Raw genomic sequence first — 17,512 nt, forward strand, 5'->3', positions numbered from 1 at the left:
GGCTTGTGGCCGGCGTCGAAAGTCCGCTGAAAGCCTCCACGCCTCAACGATCCGCGCGCCTGTGTCGGCGGAAGAGCTTGTGAAGGGACTGAAGCTATGAAGACTTCTCGGACTGCGGCGTCACTTGCCGCTGCTACGGTCATTGCCTTGACCGCGACCGCGTGCGGTGGAGGCGGCGGGCCAGCCGACTCCGGTGAAGAAGTGGACTACGGGGCAGAGATCTCAGGCGCCTTATCGGCCGGCGGCTTCACCCTCGGTGACGAGGTTGCCACCTCCCGCGCGGACTTCGCGACAGCTGCCCTCGAAGAAGACGGTGTGGAAGTCACGATCAACGAAAGCGACTTTGACCCGCAGCGCTTCGCTGCCCAGGCTGCCAGCGGCACCCTTCCGGACCTGACGCTGATGGACCGGCAATTTGTTGCAACCTATGCGGCCAAGGGACTCGTCGAACCCGTGGACGAGTGCTTCACCGCGCAGGGTGTGAATGCCGAGGAGCACTACTACCCGGCGGTGCTCGGCGACGTCACGTATGACGGACAAATTTACGGCATCCCCCAGTTCTGGCAGCCATGGGCCATCATCATGAACACCCGCGTCATGGAAGAGGCAGGCGTCACCCCCGAAGACCTCGATACGTCCAACCCGGAAGCCGTCCTCGAAGCTGCGGAAGCCATGTATGAGTCCGACGGCGAGAACCCGACCCGCCTGGGCTTCGATCCGCAGTTGCCGGCCCAGGCGCACATCTGGTTCCTCGCCTTCGGCGGCGCGATCATGGACGGGGAAGGCAAGCCCACGCTGGATAATCCTGCGAACATCGAAGCGCTGACCTGGCTGAAGGAAATCTACGACGCGCAGGGCGGCTATGAGGCTGCCTACAGCTTCGGCCAGACCTGGGATTTCTTCGGCGCGGACAATCAGTTCGTCACTGACCAGGTTGGTGCCGGGTTGTACGCCCAGTGGTACCCCAACGTGCTTGCTGATTTCGCGAACGAGCTCGAAATTTCCGGTGTGCCGTTGCGGAACCAGGACGGCGAGCCGATGGCGGCCGCCAGCGGCCAGTCCTACGTGATTCCCACCGGGGCCAAGAACAAGGCCGCGGCGTGCAAGTGGGCGGTGGCGAACACCTCCGACGAAGCGTGGAGGGCAGCCGCAGAAGCCCGGATGCAATCGATCGAGGAAGCGCCCGGCAAGGTCTTCACGGGCATCTTCACGGGCTCCCAGACCGCGGACCAGATGATTCAGGAGGAGTTCCTGGAGCCTTCGGGTCTCGAAGGCTTTGACGAGTTGATCGACTCCTACTATCAGGGACTGGAGAACGGCGTCTCTCTGGGTTCGTCACCGGCGGGCCTCGAAATCCAGACGGAACTGCAGAATGCGATTGCCCCGGCGATGTCCGGTGACAAGACCATCGAGCAAGCACTCGGTGACGCCCAGGCCGCGGCGATGCTGGTCTACGAACAGGCAACAGCAGCCGCGCAGTAGCTTCTACGGCTAAGCGGGCTGGCTTTCGCCGGCCCGCTTTCCTCGTTTGATGACGACGACGGCGGCCCCTTCGGTGGCATTGGGCCGCGCTACGCGGATCCGGTGCTGATGAGATCCAGGGCGGCCTCGCGAGCTGCCACATGGATGGTTCCGTTCTGAGTGCTCAGCTCAAGCACCTTCCACGTCCTGTGCAGGGTGCGTGCGAGCTCGCCGGACCGTTCCACGATGTTTCCCGCGCTAACATCCTCGAACACTTTGAGATCGCCAACCGGTGACGGAGTTGGACCTCCCCGGGTGGTTTCGGGCTGAAATTTCAAGCTGCCGCCGTCGAGATGGGCAAAGCCGGGGTTCCATCGGTCGCGCAGCGTGTGGGTCAATCAGCCCTTGCGCCCCTGCCCTGCGAGCCCCTCGATGAAGTAGCGTTGCCCGATCGCGAACAGGATCAGCATCGGCAGCGTGACCAGCAGCGCCGCCGTCATGACGTACTGGTAATCCGCCTCTCCGCCCGAGGTGGGACTGAACAGGGACATTGCATAGGAGATGCCGAGCGGGACCGTGTACTCAGAGGGCTGTCCGAAATTCAGGTACACCAGCGGCGCCTGCAGGTTGGTCCAGCTGGCCTGGAACTCAAAGACGAACACGATGATGAATGACGGTATGGACAGCGGCAGTGCAATGCGCCGAAACAGTCCGAAGTAACTGCAGCCGTCAATGCGGGCGGCCTCGAAGATGTCCCGCGGTAGCCCGAGGAAGAACTGGCGCTGAAGGAAGATGTAGAAGGCTGACCCAAACAGGTTTGCGCCCCACAGCGGAACGTTGGTGCCGAGGAAGCCCAGGTCCTTCCAGATCAGGTACTGGGGAATGAGCGTCACGGCTCCGGGCAGCATCATGGTGCCGAGCACCAGCCCGAACAGGAGGTTGCGGAACGGGAACCGGAAGTACGCGAAGCCGAAGGCCACGATCGAGCTCGAGATGGTCACCAGGCCGGCGGCCAGCAGTGCGATGGTGAAACTGTTGCCCAGCCAGGAGAGTAGCGGGAGTTGTTCCCAGACCTGCACGTAGTTGTCGAAGACCCAGGTTTCGGGGATCAGGCGGTTGTCGAAGACGTCTTCCCGTGGTTTGAACGTGGCTGAGAGCAGCCAGACGAAGGGGTACAGGAAGAGGATGGAGAACCCGATGAGGAGGGCCCAGAGCACTGTCTGCCCAATGATGCCGCGCGGTTTGTACCAGGGGGAGGTTCGGGATTTTGCCGCAGCGGACCTGTTGTCCGGATTGGACTCAGCGAGCGCCTGCGGCTGCGAATTGACGACGGATGCCATCAGCTCCTACCCCCTTCGTAGTAGACGAGCTTGTTCCCGAACCGAACCTGGACCACCGTGACCAGGAGGATGATCACGAAGAGCAGCCAGGCTATCGCCGCGGCGAAGCCCATATTGAATTGCTGGAACGCCTGCTGGAACAGGTAGACGCCGACAAAGAGGGCGGCGTCGGGAGCGGCGTTGGTGGTGTCGCGGTAGAACAGCAGGAAGGCCTGATCGAAGATCTGGAGCGCCGCGATGGTCAGCACAATGGTGCAGAAGAACAGTGCGTTCGAGATCATCGGCACGGTCACGCTGAAGAACTGCCGCACGGCTCCCGCGCCGTCGAGCGCTGCTGCTTCATACAGGTCTTTCGGGACGTTCTTGAGCGCCGCCAACAGGATGAGCATGGTCCCGCTGACGCTCCACAAGCCGATGAGGATGATCGAGGGCTTCATCCAGGTTGGGTCGATCAGCCATTGCGGCCCGTCGATGCCGAACCAACCCAGGAAAGTGTTGATTGCGCCCGAGTTGCCGTTCAGGAGCAGCAGGAAGATGGAAGCGGCTGCTACCGAGGGGGTCATTTTGGGAAGGTAGTAGATGACCCGGAATACGCCGGCTCCGCGGTCGGGGATCCGGTGCAGCAGGTAGGCGAGCAGGAGCGCGAAGCAGATCTCGAGTGGGACTGACAGGACAGCGTAGTACAGGGTGTTGCCCAGTGAGGTCATCACTTTAGGGTCTTCCAGGAGGCGCTCATAGTTGCTGAAGCCCACGGGAGCTGCCGTATTGGTTGACAGATCGTAGTTGGTGAAGGAGATGACCAGGCTGTAGATCATGGCGCCAAGGGTGAAGACAAGGAACCCGATGATCCAGGGAAGGATGAACAGATAGCCCGCCCGAGCCTCCCGGTTGAACGGCTCCTTGATCCAGCGGGGACGCTTGATGCGCCTCTTCCCGCGAGGCTCCAACGCGGTGGCCATGCTGCACCTCCTTGCAATTGCGGGTTCACTTGGAACAAGAGTAAGCCATAAGCATGCTTTGTATGCCGCGCTGATCTTCCAATCCGGGAAGCGATCGGCTATACGCATTCGAGCACGCCGCGGTACCCTGACCGGACATTCTCAACGAGGAGGAGCAGGGATGGATTGGACGCTTGAGGTAGTGGTTGTTCCGGTCAGCGACATCAGAGGCTCGGTCGAGTTCTACCGTGACAAGCTCGGCTTCAACCTGGACCATGAGACCGAAGCCGGCGGCATGCACTTTACGCAACTGACGCCGCCGGGGTCCGGCTGCTCCATCGTCTTCGGCAATGGTCCGGGGATGGACGCGATGAAGCCCGGAACGCTGAAAGGACTGCAGCTTGTGGTTGCCGATGCGCACGCAGCGAGGCAAGAGCTGCTCGGCAAGGGTGTGAAAGTCAGCGACATCACGGTCTTTGACGAGCGCGACGGCGGCACCTTCTTTGGCTTCGACGATCCGGACGGCAATTCCTGGGCAGTGCAGCAGATCAGGGCGCGGGCGGACAAGCCGCTGATCCCGGCTGAGGCGCGGATCGGCAAACAGGCTTAGTTGCCGGCCCCTTTCAGCTTGCGCCAGCCGCCGGCCCGGTTGTTCGCAATGACCTGCCTGAACATCGCCAGGAGCGCCGGCGCATTCACCTCGTCGCCTTCGTAGAAGGCGACGGTCCGAGCGGTCTTGTTCTCGTGACCCGCGGTGATGATCCCTTCAGGATCGGGCACCATCGCGCCGTCGTACAGGAAGACGTTGAGGTGGTCCTTCGTGGTGAGGAAAGCACAGATGTTGCCCCGGAGGACGAAGTAGGGCTGGACTGTCCGCTTGATTGTTTCCTCTACCGCAGGATCGGCCGCGTGGACCAGATCGCGGACCTCGCGGCACACGGCCTGCTGCCACTCGGGCAGGCCGTTGATGTAGGTGTCGACTCGCGGATCTCGAACGTAGGTCATGCGCGCTCCTTGAAGGCCTCGTGGGAGTAATTGTGCACGCCAGGGCTACGGAAGGCACGCGCTGTGTAATCCGGCCTTGACTGAGACCCTCGCCACAAATTAGCCTTACGCAAAACAGTTGATGCCTATTAGGCAACTCCGTGTGCTGAACAGAGCTCGCGGTTTTGGGGAGTCAAGGGAGAAGAAGTACATGGAAGAACTGCGCGTAACCGCCGGTGGGCACCTGGGCCCGATCGATTCGTCCCGCATTCCCCGCTATGCCGGTGCAGCCACTTTTGCGCGGCTCCCGCGTATTGACCAGGTGGAGCGCGCGGATATCGCCGTCGTCGGTGTGCCTTTTGACTCGGGGGTATCCTACCGCCCGGGCGCGCGGTTCGGCTCCAACCACGTACGTGAGGCTTCCCGGCTGCTGCGCCCCTATAACCCCGCGCTGGACATCTCCCCCTTCGAACGGGTGCAGGTCGCGGACGCCGGCGACATGGCGGTCAACCCGTTCAACATCAACGAGGCCATTGAAACTGTCCAGCAGAATGCGCTGGACCTGACGAACGACGGCGCCCGCCTGGTCACGCTCGGCGGTGACCACACGATCGCACTTCCCTTGCTTCGCGCGGCATCCCAGCGTGCGGGCGAGCCGGTTGCATTGCTGCACTTCGACGCACACCTGGATACCTGGGACACGTATTTCGGCGCCGAGTACACGCACGGCACGCCTTTCCGCCGGGCTGTGGAGGAAGGGATTCTCGACACCGAAGCCATTTCGCATGTCGGAACCCGCGGGCCGCTCTACGGCGTGAAGGACCTAGAGGATGACCGCCGCTTCGGCTTCGGCATCGTGACCTCCTCCGACGTCTTCCGGCAGGGTGTCGACGAGACCGTTGCCAAGCTGCGCGACCGGATCGGGAACCGTCCGCTCTACGTGTCCATCGACATCGACGTGCTCGACCCCGCACACGCCCCCGGTACCGGTACCCCGGAAGCGGGTGGAATCACCAGCCGGGAACTGTTGGAGATTCTCCGCGGCCTGCGCGGCATGAACCTGGTGGGCGCCGACGTCGTCGAAGTTGCCCCCGCCTATGACCACGCCGAGATCACCGGCGTCGCCGCATCCCACGTAGCGTATGACCTGGTAAGCCTCATGGCCGACGAAATCTCCACCCGAAAGGAGGGCTGATGCAGTCCACCGACAGCGACGCCACAGTACCCCCTCATCCGGTCACGGGTCAGCGCAACGGCGGCGATCTCGTCGTCGAGACGCTCAGCGCGCTGGGTGCAACCACTGTGTTCGGCATCCCGGGCCAGCATGCGCTCGGGCTGTTCGACGCGCTATCCCGCTCGGACCTTGAGTTCGTGTCCAGCCGCGTGGAGAACAACAGCGCGTTCGCGGCTGACGGTTTTTCCCGTGCCACCGGCGAGGTTGGCGTGCTCTTCCTGTCCACCGGGCCGGGTGCGCTGACCTCCCTCGCCGGCCTTCAAGAGGCCTACGCCACGGGTGTGCCGATGGTGGTCATCGCCAGCCAGATCCCGCTTGAGGGCCTCGGCGCCCGCCGCAAGGGAATGCTGCACCAGCTCGATGACCAGAAGGCCTCCGCCGCGAACGTCACGAAGAGCCAGCGGTTGATCCAGCACGCCTCCGGTATCCCATCTGCGATCCAGGACGCCTGGACCGAAGCTGTGTCCTCGCCGCAGGGCCCGGTGTGGGTCGAGGTCCCGCAGAACGTGCTGCTGGATTCAATCGTGGTCCCGCAGGTGGAGGATGCGCTCGCCGAACCCTTCGACAACCCGCCCCGGGTGGAACTGGTCCGGGAAGCAGTCAAGTGGCTTTCGGAGTCCAAGCGGCCGGCGATTGTGGCCGGTGGAGGCGCCCGTCGCGGGCGTGCCGAGAAGTGGCTGCTGTCCATCGCCGAGAAGCTGGACGCTCCGGTGCTGTGCTCGCCCGGCGGTAACGGCGCATTTCCGTGGAACCACGAGCTGTCGCTTCAGTCCTGGGTTGAGGACCGCTATGTGACGGAGGTTCTCGAGGATGCGGACGTCCTCCTTGTGATTGGGTCTTCGCTCGGCGAGGTCACCTCCAACTACTTCACCCTTGAGCCGCGCGGCCGGATCATCCAGATCGACGCCGAACCTCGCGTTCTCGAATCCAACCGGCCCGCGCTCGGTATCCGTGCCGACGCCGGGCAGGCGCTTGCCTCGCTCGATGACGCGTTGACCGCCGTCGAGCCCCGGACCGGGGAGTACGATCCCCGCAAGCTTGTCGCCGAAACGCTCGCCAAGGTCCGGGCGCGGCTCGACGCCCAGGATCTTGGCAAGGAACGCAAGTTCATGGACGACATCCGCGAGGCTGCGCCGTCGGACATGCAGACGTTCTGGGACATGACCATCGCCGCCTACTGGGCGTGGAGCTGCTGGGACTCACGGGACGGACAATTCCACTCGGCGCAGGGCGCCGGCGGTCTGGGCTACGGATTCCCGGGGGCGATCGGCGGCGCCGTCGGCCTGGCGTCCAAGGGTCAGCCGGCCCGTGTGCTGGCCGTGTCCGGCGACGGCTCGGCCATGTACTCGATCGCGGAACTGGCTACTGCACGCCAGCACAACCTCCCGGTCACCTGGCTGATTGTCGACGACGGTGGGTACGGCATTCTCCGCGAGTACATGGAGGGTGCTTTCGGTAAGGCAACCGCCACCGAGCTGACCCGTCCCGACTTCGTGAAGCTCGCCGAATCATTCGGTGTTCCCGCGGTCCGGGTAGCGCCGGAGGATGTGCGGAAGGCACTCGAGGCGAGCTTCGCAGCGGAAGGGCCGAACGTCGTCGTCGTCGAGACCCTGCTGAGGCTGTTCGCGCCAACGCACCTGTAGGTTGGTGGGCAAAGCCCGAGGGCGCGTGCAGGACCAAGCGAAGGAGCGCCGTGTTTGACCTGCGAGATCTCGACCGGCCGATCGTCGGCGCGCCGATGGCCGGAGGGCCGTCCACGCCGGAACTCGCAGCAGCGGTCACAAACGCCGGCGGCCTCGGGTTCCTCGCCGCGGGGTACCGCACGGCAGAGGACCTGGCGGGCCAGCTTGAGCAGGCGCAGCAGCTGACGAATGGGCCGTTGGGTGTGAACCTGTTTGTCCCTGATGACTTCCGGCCGGCCGCCGATGAGCTTGACGCTTACCGTTCCTCGCTGGCGGGTGTTGCTTCCGAGCTCGGTGTGGAGTCCGGGCTGCCAAAGGCCGACGACGACGGCTGGCATGCGAAACTCGAAGCCGTCCTTGACCTGCGGCCTGCAGCGGTTTCGTTCACGTTCGGCTGTCCGGAAGGCGCGGTTCTGAGGACCTTCGCTGACGCCGGAATCCTCCCGATCGTGACGGTGACCACCGCCGCTGAGGCGGAGCTCGCGCTCGCCCGCGGCGCGCGGACGCTGGCGGTCCAGGGGCCGGACGCCGGCGGCCATCGCGGCACGCTTGACCAGCGGGATGAACCGACCACGCAAAAGTTCGAAGACACTCTTGCCGAGATCCGGGCCGTATCCCAGGTCCCGCTCGCGGTGGGTGGGGGAGTGTCCGGGCCCGACGACGTCGTGCGCTTGCTCGATCGCGGAGCCGACGCCGTGCAGATCGGCACCGCACTGCTGCTGGCGGATGAGGCGGGCACCAATCCGCTGCATCGGGCGGCGCTGACCGACTTCTCCTCCACAAGCCTGACCCGCGCGTACACCGGGCGGGTGGCCCGCGGCCTGACGAACAGGTTCATCCGCGACCACCCGGACGCCCCGGTTGGGTACCCGCACCTACACCATGTGACTGCACCGCTGCGGAAGGCCGCCGTCGTGCAGGGGAACGCCGATGTAGCGCACTTCTGGGCGGGTACCGGGTTCGCGTCGGCTCAGCCCGGGCCCGCGGCGAGGATCATCGAGCGCTTTAGTCCCTAACCTCCAGGAGCCACGCTGGTACTCAATGCGAGACGTCCGCCACGCCCGACTTTGGCGCATGACATCGAAGCGCTCACCTACAGGGCAGCGGCCGAGGCTACTTTCAGGAGGCCCGTGTCGTAGACAATCTGATGCCCGTCGTGGAGAACGCGACGCGTACCTGAATCCAGGGGAACATCTGCCCAGCTCGAAGGGGCGATGCCCAGCTCCACAATGAGTCCCGATGATAGACGGAACCGACGTTCACGAACAGGCCCCCAGGCCTCCGTGCGAATAAGTCGTGATCCCGGACGTAACTGCTGGAACCACGACGGATCATCGAGGAGGCCCGGATCGTCTCCAAGCACGACTATGTCTACGTCACTTGCCATACGCTCAGCTCCTCTCGCATACGACCCAACTAGCGCAACAGCTTTCACATCGTCATTGCGGCTTGCCCAAGCAGCGACTTCCTTCAGCAGTTGCGCGACAGCTCGCCGTCGCCCCTTCAACCTGGGTGTCATGGGTAGGAGGGTAACAGGCGCGGGGGATCGACGCCGGCCTTATCGTCGCCTTGAGGTAGCTGGCGCGACTGGTGCCGGAGCGGTCCTCGCCGATCGCAACGTTGACGACGACGTCAAGCCGCGGACGACGCCGTCGATTCCCGTGCCACCACCGTGAACTTCGTGATGATCTCCCGCGGCGCCGGACCTGCAGGGTTCTTGATGCGCTCCATGAGCACCTTGATTGCTGTCTCCGCGATCTCCTGACGCCCGGGGTCCACGCTGCTGAGCGTCGGCAGTGAGTAGCGGGTCTCATCGAGGTCATCGAATCCGATCACTGCAACGTCATCGGGAACCCGCCGCCCAGCTTCCTGCAGCACGCGCATGGCGCCCTGAGCCAGGGTGTCGTTGAAGCCGAACACAGCGTCGAAATCCACCCCGCGGTCCAGCAGATCGTGCATCGCCTCGGCACCGTTGGCCCGGTGCCAGGTGCCCGTGTAGGCAACGAGGCCGTCGTCGTAATCAATACCCCGTGCTTCCAGCGCCTGCCGGTAACCCTCCAGACGCAGCCCGGCCGAGCCGATAATCTCCCCCTCGTGGGCACCGACGACGGCGATGCGCCGCCGCCCGGTATCGAGCAGGTGTTCCGCCGCGGCACGGGCACCCTCGACGTTCTGCATGGTCACGTGGTCGCAGTTTCCGGAGAAGATACGCTCACCGAGCAGGACGATCGGCACCTCGGCGGTGACCAGCGCGGCGTCCTCCTCGCCAAGGCCGAGCGGGCTGAAGATCAGCCCGTCAGACATCCGCAGCCGTGGACTTTTCAGGACCTCCAGCTCGCGGTCGCGCTCGCCGCTGGTTTGCTCGACCAGCACCACAAGACCCTGAGCCTCAGCGACCGTGATGACGGCGTCCGCCAGTTCGGCGAAGTACGGGAGACGCAACTGGGGGACGGCGAGCGTGATTGCACCCGTGTGACCGGACCGCAGGCTTCGGGCAGTCAGGTTGGGCCGGTAGCCCAATTCGGCAATGGCCTTCTCGACCCGGGCACGCGTGGCCGGCCGTACATTGGGGTGGTCATTAATCACGTTCGAGACAGTCTTGAACGACACCCCGGCCACCTGGGCCACATCGTGCAGCGTCGCCGCCATCGGAATGTCCTTCTAGGGTTGGAGCCGGTGGGACACGCTTCAACGTGTCCCACCGGCAGAATATCGCGTTGCCACGCTGTCGAACGTCGGCACCCCGCTGAGTGGTGGGATAATCACGGAATAGCGGTGCGTAAAGGCGAATATCTCCGCACTCAGCGCTGGTGGGACGGTCCCGTTCGACTAGCGCCGGGCGGCGCCCGGAGTCCTTACCGTGAGCTCGACGGGCCCGGTAACAGAGGTGCCGTGCGCATTCGAGAAGACAGCCCGCACCAGCAAGCCGTCCTGTTCCGTAGCCAGGTGCTTCAGTGTCAGCTGCGAACGCCGCAACCCGTCGCGGGCATTCAGAGTCTGCGGCTGGTCTTCCACACGTTGCCACGTCGCGCCGTCGTCGGCAGATGTCTCCCACTTCGCCACCGGCGCTGGAGTGCCGGACGCCTCCGCCCGGAACGTCGCCTTACCCCCCACGACGGCGGCAGCCGGCTTGGGCGCGATGGTCGTCGCGGGAACGTCCACCGTTTGGTTGAAGTCGGGCCAACCGTCTACCCAGTTGATCTTCTGAAGTCCCAGGGTGGGGAAGAAGGGGATGCCCTCGTTCGCGCCGTCGTAATAGTGGAAGGCAAGATAGTCACCGAACACGGACTGGCCACCTGGACCGGTGATGGCGCCGTGTGCATCGAACACCACGGTTCCGCCGCCGCCGAACATGTCGCGGCCTTCCTTGTCGAGGTACGGACCCTTGACGGACTTGGACCGCCCGACCGCGATCTTGTAGGTCGAGTCGCCGCCCCGGCAGCAGGAATCAAAGGATACGAAGAGGTAGTAGTAGTCGCCCTTCTTCATGATGTACGGTGCCTCGATGGGATTGCCCGGCATGAACCGGTCGGCGATATCTACCGTTTGGGACTGCCAATTCTGCACCGGCTTGCCGCTTGGCCACTCGATCGGAACCAGGAAGATCCCGTACCAGAACGAGCCGATCGCCATGTACGGCTTGCCGTCCTCGCCTTCGACAATCCCGGCGTCGATCGCATTGAACGTCTTCCCGGAGTTGTTCGGATCAAGCCCCGTCACCGGAGAGGAGACCACCAGCCCCTGATCCACCCACTCGTAGTCCGGATCCTCAGGATCGAGAGTGGTGTTGGTCGCGAGCGCGGTCAGGGAGTTGTTGCCGCCAAAGCGGGAAGCGGAGTAGTAGAGGTAGAAGGTGCCGTCGTTTTCGTGGATTTCGGGTGCCCAGAGGTTCCCGGGCAGAGCTCCGTCGGAGAAGTGCTCGTCGATCCAGGCCGGAATCCGGTCCCACACGGTACCGGTGTACTCCCATGTGGTTCCCTCGTCATGCGAGGTCCAGATTTGGATGGTTCCACCGTTCTCGCGATTGACCAGACCGGTTGAGTAGACGTACCAGGTGCCGTCGTCGTCGATAATCAGGGCGGGATCGTGAATTGGTGAGGTCTGGCCGACCACGGACTTTCCGCCGGGAAGGTCCGTGGTGAACGGTTTGCCCTGGGCTGTCCAGCTTTGCGGAGAGCCAGCCTGGTTTTCGGCCTGTACGGGCGGCGCGGTTGCGGTGCCCGTGACAATCAGTCCGAGGCTGACACCGACGGCGGCAAGTGCTGTTGCTGTTCTGGTTCGTAGACGGGATAGCGGTGATCGTGACGCGGTCATCACGGTCCTTTCCGGTCGGGAGACTGAAGGATGGGTGGCTTTTGCGCAATATTTACAACGTTGAAAAATATGGCATGGGTCACGATCAGTCGTCAAGGGGGTGGCTTGAGCTCTTCGGCTAAAGCGTTCGAAAAAAGTTGTGCCGGCCTTATTGACGGCTCCGTGTGATCTATGTCATTGTGATTTGCAACGTTGTAATCAACGTTGCAAATCGACTTTCCACCCAGCCCGGCTGGTGTCTTACTTACGGATCTCCAACCTCTAACCGAAAGGACCACGTGATGATGAAGTCACGTTCCATCGTTAAAACCATTGCAGCAACTGCGGCAGCAGGCCTACTGCTCAGCGGTTGTTCGGCTGCGGCAAGCAACGACGACGGCGAGAAGAGCCTCACGTTCATGTACCGGGGCGGGCCGGACGACAAAAAGGCCTACGAGCAGGCAGTTTCGCAGTTCGAGCAGGACAACGGTGTTGAGGTCGAAATGATCCAGACCACAGCCGACCAGTACAGCACCAAGCTGAAAGCCGCGATCTCGGGGCGCCAGATCCCTGACGTCTTCTACATCAGCCCCGGCGAGGTCCAGGCCTACGTGAAGAACGGCATCATCAAAGACATCACCGAGCACGTCGAAGGCTCTGCGAACATCGACCTGGAGAACATCTGGGATTACGGCGTGGACAGTTACCGCTTCGACGGTGAGCTGACCGGACAGGGTGCAATCTATGCCCTACCCAAGGACGTCGGCCCGTTCTCCTTCGGCTACAACAAGACGATGTTCGAGGAAGCAGGCATCCCGCTTCCCGATCCGGAGAAGCCGTACACCATGGAGGAGTTCGTCGACGTCGCCAAACAGCTCACAAAGGACACCAACGACGACGGCAAGCTCGACCAGTGGGGCACCGGTCTGAACGTTATGTGGAACCTGCCGGCCTTCGTCTGGTCGAACGGGGGTTCCTGGCTGAATGAGGACCGCACACAGGTGACCATAGACACCCCGGAGTTCACCGAAGCGCTTCAATGGTTCGCTGATCTGCAGAACGAACACAAGGTCACACCATCCGCAGGGGAAGCCCAGACCCTCGACACCTACCAGCGGTGGATGAAAGGTGAGATCGGGTTCTTCCCCGTAGGGCCCTGGGACCTCGCCACCTACGAGGACCTGCCCTTCGAATATGACCTGATCCCTTACCCCGTGGGTGCCACAGGTGAAACCGCGACGTACACCGGGACGCTGGGCATCGCCGTCGCCAACTCCACCGAGCACCCGGAGGAGGCAGCCAAACTGGCAACCTACCTCTCGGCTAACGAGGAAGCGCAGCAGACCCTTACCGATGCGGGCGTCCAGATTCCGAACCTCGAGGACATGGCCGAGGAATGGGCACAGGATGAAAGTACGAAGCCGGCCAACAAGGAGGAGTTCCTCCAGATTGTTCGGGAATACGGGCGGCCGCTGCCGGGAGACCTGACCTACAACGCCGAGTGGTACAACGAATTCTTCACGAATATCCAGCCGGTCCTGGACGGAGAGAAGACCGCTGAAGAGTACGTCAAGGAAGCTCAGCCCAAGATGCAGCAGTTCCTCGACTCGGCCAACCAGCAGGCCGGCATCGGCGGTTAGCATGTCCACCATCACGCGCCGTTCCCGGCTCCACCGGCAGGAGCACCTGACCGCGCTGGCATTCGTTGCCCTGCCGGTGATCGGGTTCCTGCTCTTCACCCTCTACCCGTTGCTGTTTTCCATCTACGCCTCCTTCACCAACTGGAACGGGCTGACCGCGCCGGTGTTCAGCGGGCTCGACAACTATGTGGCCATGTTCAAGGATCCCTACTTCCTCGAAGCCATGTACAACACCTTCTTCCTGATGATCGGGATACCGATCGGCCTTGCCATCTCCCTGGCCCTGGCCCTCGCGATGAACCGGAAGATGCGTGGGTCCACGTTCTTCCGGACGGTGTACTACGTGCCGGTGATTTCCTCGATCGCGGCCGTGGCAATCCTCTGGCAGTGGGCCTTCAACGGGGACTTCGGACTCATCAATCAGGTGCTGGCACTGGTCGGAATCGACGGCCCCAACTGGCTGCAGGACACCGCAACAGTAAAGCCGGCACTGATCATCATGGCCATCTGGAAGGGCCTCGGGTTCTCGATGCTCCTGTACCTGGCGGCCCTCCAATCGGTGCCCCGGCATCTCTACGAGGCGGCGGCCCTCGACGGCGCCGGTGCCTGGCAGCAGTTCCGCCACATCACTGTTCCGATGGTCCGTCCGGTCACGTTCTTCCTGGTGGTGACGAGTGTCATCGCCGGATCCCAGGTGTTCGTTGAAATCAACATCATGACACCCACCGGTGGCCCTGAGTTTTCCTCGGCCACCATCGTTTGGTACATCTGGCAGAAGGCCTTCGACAACCTGCAAATGGGCTATGCCTCTGCAATGTCGATAATCCTCGGCCTCATGGTGTTCCTTATTACCTTCATCCAGTTCCGGCTCAACCGCCGCAACCAGTTCTCGATCGACTGAGGCAGGTCACCATGTCCTCCCAACGCGTCCTACCCTCGCCACCCTTGAAGCCGGAGTCGGAGATTCCGGACAGCAAAACCGCGCGAGCGCAGTCCGAGGCGCCGAACCCGCGTCGAGCACCGTCGTCGGCCCGGCGGCGCCATAGTCTCGGCAATCTCATCGTCACTATCGTGCTTTCCCTCGGCGCGGTTGTGATGGTTGCCCCGCTGCTATGGACCTTCTCGACGTCGCTGAAGACCCAGGAGGGAGTTTTCGCCCTTCCGCCGCAGTGGATACCGGATCCCGTGGTGTGGGACAACTACCTGCGCATCTGGACCGCCGGCCCGTTGCTGACGGGCATCCAGAACAGCCTGATCGTCGCATGCACGGTCACGATCGCAGGGACCCTATTTTCCGCACTGGCTTCCTTTGCCTTCGCGAAGATGCGGATGCCCTACAAGAACGTGATCTTCCTCAGCCTGCTGGCTGCGCTGATGGTGCCGTTTCCCACCCTGATGATCCCGCAGTTCACCATGTTCGCGAGCATCGGGTGGGTGGACACGCTGCTGCCGCTGATCGTGCCGTTCGTCTTCGGCAACATCATCATGATCTTCTTCCTGCGGCAGTACCTGACTTCGGTTCCCGACTCGATCATCGAGGCCGCGCGGATTGACGGTGCCTCGTTCCTGCAGATCTTCTTCCGGCTGATTCTTCCGGTGATCAAGCCGGCGATCGCGGCGCAGTTCATCCTCTGGTTCATGGCGGTCTGGAATGACTACCTTGCGCCGATCATCTATTTGAACAGCCCCGAGGTACAGACCCTGCAGCTGGTCATCGCAAACTTCAATGCCCAGTACGCCATCCAGACCGATTACCCGCTGATCATGGCGGCATCCTTCGTGGCACTGCTTCCGGTGCTGATCGTATTCGTCATCTTCCAGCGCCAGATCATCGAGTCGATCGCGCTCACCGGATCCAAGGGCTGAACCATGACCCTGCTCAGCAGCCTGCAGCCGGTTCCGGTCGGCGCGCCGGAGACGTGGGGCGCCCGCCACGCGCATGATCCCACGGTGGTGCGCGACGACGATGGCACCTACTACATGTTCTCCACCGACGCCGTTGCGAACTGCGGTGAGATCCCCGCCGGCGTGCACGTCCGTACATCACCCGACCTGGTGGAGTGGGCCTACTGCGGGACCGCTCTCGACGGGGTTCCCGCCCCGGCCTTCGCGTGGAGCGGCGCCAAGGGGCTCTGGGCGCCGGAGGTGGTGCGCTGGCCCGTACCTGCGGGCCAGACGCGCTGGCACATGTACTACTCTGCCTCCACCTTCGGCTCCAACACGTCCGCGATCGGCTTGGCCGTGGCACCCACGCCGTCCGGGCCCTGGACCGATCAGGGGCTGGTGGTCCGCACGAAGGCAGGACGGGACACCCAGAATGCCATCGACGCCGCGGTCACCTTCGACTCCGACGGGCTTCCCTGGCTGACCTACGGCTCCTTCTTCTCGGGCATCCACACGCTGCGCCTCGACGCCGTAACCGGGCATCCGGTCAAGGAAGGCAGCCTCGGAACCTGTATTGCGCGCCGGCCTTCATCGGTTGACCGCGCAATTGAGGGAGCGTTCGTCCAGTACCGGGGTTCATCGGATAAGTACATTCTCTTCGCCTCCTACGACTCCCTGTTCAACACCTACAACGTCCGGGTTGCCATCGCGGACGCCATGACGGGGCCATACCGCGACGCGACCGGTGCGGAGATGACCGACGCCGAAACCGCCCCGCACATGGTGGGCACCAAGATTCTCGGTAGCTACCGGTTCGACGGCGACACCGCCTGGCTGGCGCCCGGCCACAATTCGATCCTCACTGTGCCAACCCACGACGGCGAGGATCAGTTCATGGTGCACCACGTCCGGTTCGTCGAGGATCCCAGCCAGCACGTGGTTCAGCTGCGCCGGGTGTTTTTCACCGCCGGCGGCTGGCCCGTCGTTTCTCCACAGCCGTACGCCGGCCCCGCGAGTGAGCGGCTGGACGCTCCCGTCCCGGTCAGCGGCACGTGGCGCGTACTGCGCTTCGACCCCTCGTCCACCGATCTGGTCGAGGCTGCGCCCACATCAGTGCACGACGACGCCGCGGCCACCTCCGCGGGCCAGCCACGGCAAGTCCGGCTCGCGGTCGGGGAATCGGTTCTTGACGCGGTGGTCTTCGGTTCCTGGGACTTCTCGCGGAATCGGCGGGCGCTGTCCTTCAGCGGCATCGGCGCGGACGGCGTCGTGTACAGCGGAACCCAGGGAGCATGAACATGACTGAATACCCCGGCTGGGCCGGCCGCCTGATGGACTGGTTGCGTTTCGGTATGCAGCTTGTCCTGTTGAACCTGCTTTTCCTGGCCGGAACGTTCGCCGGGCTCGGAATCTTCGGATTGTTCCCCTCCGCGGTGGCAACCACCGTGCTGCTGGCCCGCCTCCGCTCAGGTGATCCGGGAGACCGGCTGATCAGCGACTACCTGACCGCCTACCGAGCCCAGTTCATCCATGCCAACAAGGTGGGCAGCCTCTTCTGGCTGGCAGCCCTGCTCGCCGTGGCGAACGCCAGGCTGGTCTTCGACCCGGCATGGACCCATCCCGCCTGGCTGTTCCTCAGCGTCGTCGCAATCATCGCGTCGGTGACTGTGGGGGTGTCGGCGGCTGCCGCCGTCGTCGTCTGTTCCCGCTACCGCGACACGGTGCGCCGGACCTGGCGGTTGGCCCTGATACTTCCGCTGGCATCGCCGGTCATGACGATTACCTGGCTGGTTTCGCTCGGCGCGCTCGGTGTCCTGTTCGCAGGGGTGGGTGCGCTGGTTCCGCTGGTGGGGGCGTCGCTGCCGCTGCTGGTGTCCGGCGTCGTCATTGGCCACCGCCTGGGCGCGCTGCTACCGAACGACGACGGCGCTGACGCCGCCGACCAGCCGCCCGGGAGGTCGCACCAGCTGACAATAGCCGCCTAGTTTCCCTTCCTCATTGCCTGCTTCACCCATTTGATAGAAAAGGATCAACACCCGTGACCACCACCATCACC

Annotated in this window: 17 protein-coding genes; 10 read left to right on the forward strand and 7 right to left on the reverse strand. The window is 63.4% G+C overall.

The window, feature by feature from the left end; all coding sequences use genetic code 11:
* The first annotated feature begins 96 nt into the window (after nucleotides 1-96).
* Complete coding sequence (locus tag BJ994_RS02275; protein WP_167991041.1) at nucleotides 97-1,482, forward strand: ABC transporter substrate-binding protein; 1,386 nt, start codon at nucleotides 97-99, stop codon at nucleotides 1,480-1,482.
* An 89-nt stretch (nucleotides 1,483-1,571) separates the two neighbouring features.
* Here the strand turns inward: BJ994_RS02275 and BJ994_RS02280 are convergent, their stop codons facing one another.
* Genes BJ994_RS02280 through BJ994_RS02290 form a run of 3 tightly spaced genes read right to left on the reverse strand, consistent with a single transcriptional unit; the run spans nucleotide 1,572 to nucleotide 3,760 of the window.
* Entirely contained in the window at nucleotides 1,572-1,859 is a 288-nt protein-coding gene (locus tag BJ994_RS02280; protein ID WP_167991044.1) for a hypothetical protein, read from the reverse strand.
* On the reverse strand, nucleotides 1,860-2,801 hold the full coding sequence (locus tag BJ994_RS02285; protein WP_167991047.1) for a carbohydrate ABC transporter permease: 942 nt from the start codon (nucleotides 2,799-2,801) through the stop codon (nucleotides 1,860-1,862).
* Complete coding sequence (locus tag BJ994_RS02290; protein WP_167991049.1) at nucleotides 2,801-3,760, reverse strand: carbohydrate ABC transporter permease; 960 nt, start codon at nucleotides 3,758-3,760, stop codon at nucleotides 2,801-2,803. Before BJ994_RS02290 ends, BJ994_RS02285 begins: the two co-directional genes overlap by 1 nt.
* 160 nt (nucleotides 3,761-3,920) lie before the next feature.
* On the opposite strand from BJ994_RS02290, the gene BJ994_RS02295 reads away from it, so the two are divergent.
* Entirely contained in the window at nucleotides 3,921-4,349 is a 429-nt protein-coding gene (locus BJ994_RS02295; RefSeq protein ID WP_167991051.1) for a VOC family protein, read from the forward strand.
* On the opposite strand, the gene BJ994_RS02300 is transcribed toward BJ994_RS02295, so the two are convergent.
* Nucleotides 4,346-4,744, reverse strand: coding sequence for a DUF1801 domain-containing protein (locus tag BJ994_RS02300; protein ID WP_167991054.1), 399 nt, complete (start codon nucleotides 4,742-4,744; stop codon nucleotides 4,346-4,348). The two genes, BJ994_RS02295 and BJ994_RS02300, sit on opposite strands and share 4 nt — an antisense overlap.
* 190 nt (nucleotides 4,745-4,934) lie before the next feature.
* On the opposite strand from BJ994_RS02300, the gene speB reads away from it, so the two are divergent.
* Genes speB through BJ994_RS02315 form a run of 3 tightly spaced genes read left to right on the forward strand, consistent with a single transcriptional unit; the run spans nucleotide 4,935 to nucleotide 8,655 of the window.
* Entirely contained in the window at nucleotides 4,935-5,918 is a 984-nt protein-coding gene (gene speB, locus BJ994_RS02305) for an agmatinase (protein ID WP_167995796.1), read from the forward strand.
* Nucleotides 5,918-7,600 carry a thiamine pyrophosphate-binding protein gene (locus tag BJ994_RS02310; protein WP_167991056.1) on the forward strand — a complete coding sequence of 561 codons (1,683 nt, stop codon included), beginning with the start codon at nucleotides 5,918-5,920 and terminating at the stop codon, nucleotides 7,598-7,600. Before speB ends, BJ994_RS02310 begins: the two co-directional genes overlap by 1 nt.
* 50 nt (nucleotides 7,601-7,650) lie before the next feature.
* A complete protein-coding gene (locus tag BJ994_RS02315; RefSeq protein WP_342450232.1) occupies nucleotides 7,651-8,655 on the forward strand; it encodes a nitronate monooxygenase in 1,005 nt (334 codons plus the stop codon).
* A 77-nt stretch (nucleotides 8,656-8,732) separates the two neighbouring features.
* On the opposite strand, the gene BJ994_RS02320 is transcribed toward BJ994_RS02315, so the two are convergent.
* The 3 genes from BJ994_RS02320 to BJ994_RS02330 form a co-directional block, all read right to left on the reverse strand.
* Entirely contained in the window at nucleotides 8,733-9,158 is a 426-nt protein-coding gene (locus tag BJ994_RS02320) for a nucleotidyltransferase domain-containing protein (protein WP_167991061.1), read from the reverse strand.
* A 113-nt stretch (nucleotides 9,159-9,271) separates the two neighbouring features.
* The gene (locus BJ994_RS02325) at nucleotides 9,272-10,288 is read right to left on the reverse strand and encodes a LacI family DNA-binding transcriptional regulator (protein ID WP_167991064.1); all 1,017 of its coding nucleotides are present in this window, start codon (nucleotides 10,286-10,288) and stop codon (nucleotides 9,272-9,274) included.
* Between the two features lie 180 nt (nucleotides 10,289-10,468).
* Nucleotides 10,469-11,953 carry an arabinan endo-1,5-alpha-L-arabinosidase gene (locus BJ994_RS02330; protein ID WP_167991066.1) on the reverse strand — a complete coding sequence of 495 codons (1,485 nt, stop codon included), beginning with the start codon at nucleotides 11,951-11,953 and terminating at the stop codon, nucleotides 10,469-10,471.
* A 281-nt stretch (nucleotides 11,954-12,234) separates the two neighbouring features.
* Between BJ994_RS02330 and BJ994_RS02335 the strand changes: the two genes are divergently transcribed.
* The 5 genes from BJ994_RS02335 to BJ994_RS02355 are packed head-to-tail and all read left to right on the forward strand — an operon-like array spanning nucleotide 12,235 to nucleotide 17,441.
* A complete protein-coding gene (locus BJ994_RS02335; RefSeq protein ID WP_209066484.1) occupies nucleotides 12,235-13,572 on the forward strand; it encodes an ABC transporter substrate-binding protein in 1,338 nt (445 codons plus the stop codon).
* Nucleotide 13,573: 1 nt separating this feature from the next.
* The gene (locus tag BJ994_RS02340; protein WP_167991069.1) at nucleotides 13,574-14,473 is read left to right on the forward strand and encodes a carbohydrate ABC transporter permease; all 900 of its coding nucleotides are present in this window, start codon (nucleotides 13,574-13,576) and stop codon (nucleotides 14,471-14,473) included.
* A gap of 11 nt (nucleotides 14,474-14,484) precedes the next feature.
* A complete protein-coding gene (locus BJ994_RS02345; RefSeq protein ID WP_167991071.1) occupies nucleotides 14,485-15,438 on the forward strand; it encodes a carbohydrate ABC transporter permease in 954 nt (317 codons plus the stop codon).
* A 3-nt stretch (nucleotides 15,439-15,441) separates the two neighbouring features.
* Nucleotides 15,442-16,752 (forward strand): arabinan endo-1,5-alpha-L-arabinosidase, encoded by a 1,311-nt coding sequence (locus tag BJ994_RS02350; RefSeq protein WP_167991073.1) that lies wholly within the window; start codon nucleotides 15,442-15,444, stop codon nucleotides 16,750-16,752.
* A gap of 2 nt (nucleotides 16,753-16,754) precedes the next feature.
* Nucleotides 16,755-17,441, forward strand: coding sequence for a DUF624 domain-containing protein (locus BJ994_RS02355; protein WP_167991076.1), 687 nt, complete (start codon nucleotides 16,755-16,757; stop codon nucleotides 17,439-17,441).
* Nucleotides 17,442-17,512: the final 71 nt, after the last annotated feature.

The organism is Arthrobacter pigmenti, from assembly GCF_011927905.1.
Classification (GTDB): Bacteria; Actinomycetota; Actinomycetes; order Actinomycetales; family Micrococcaceae; genus Arthrobacter_D; species Arthrobacter_D pigmenti.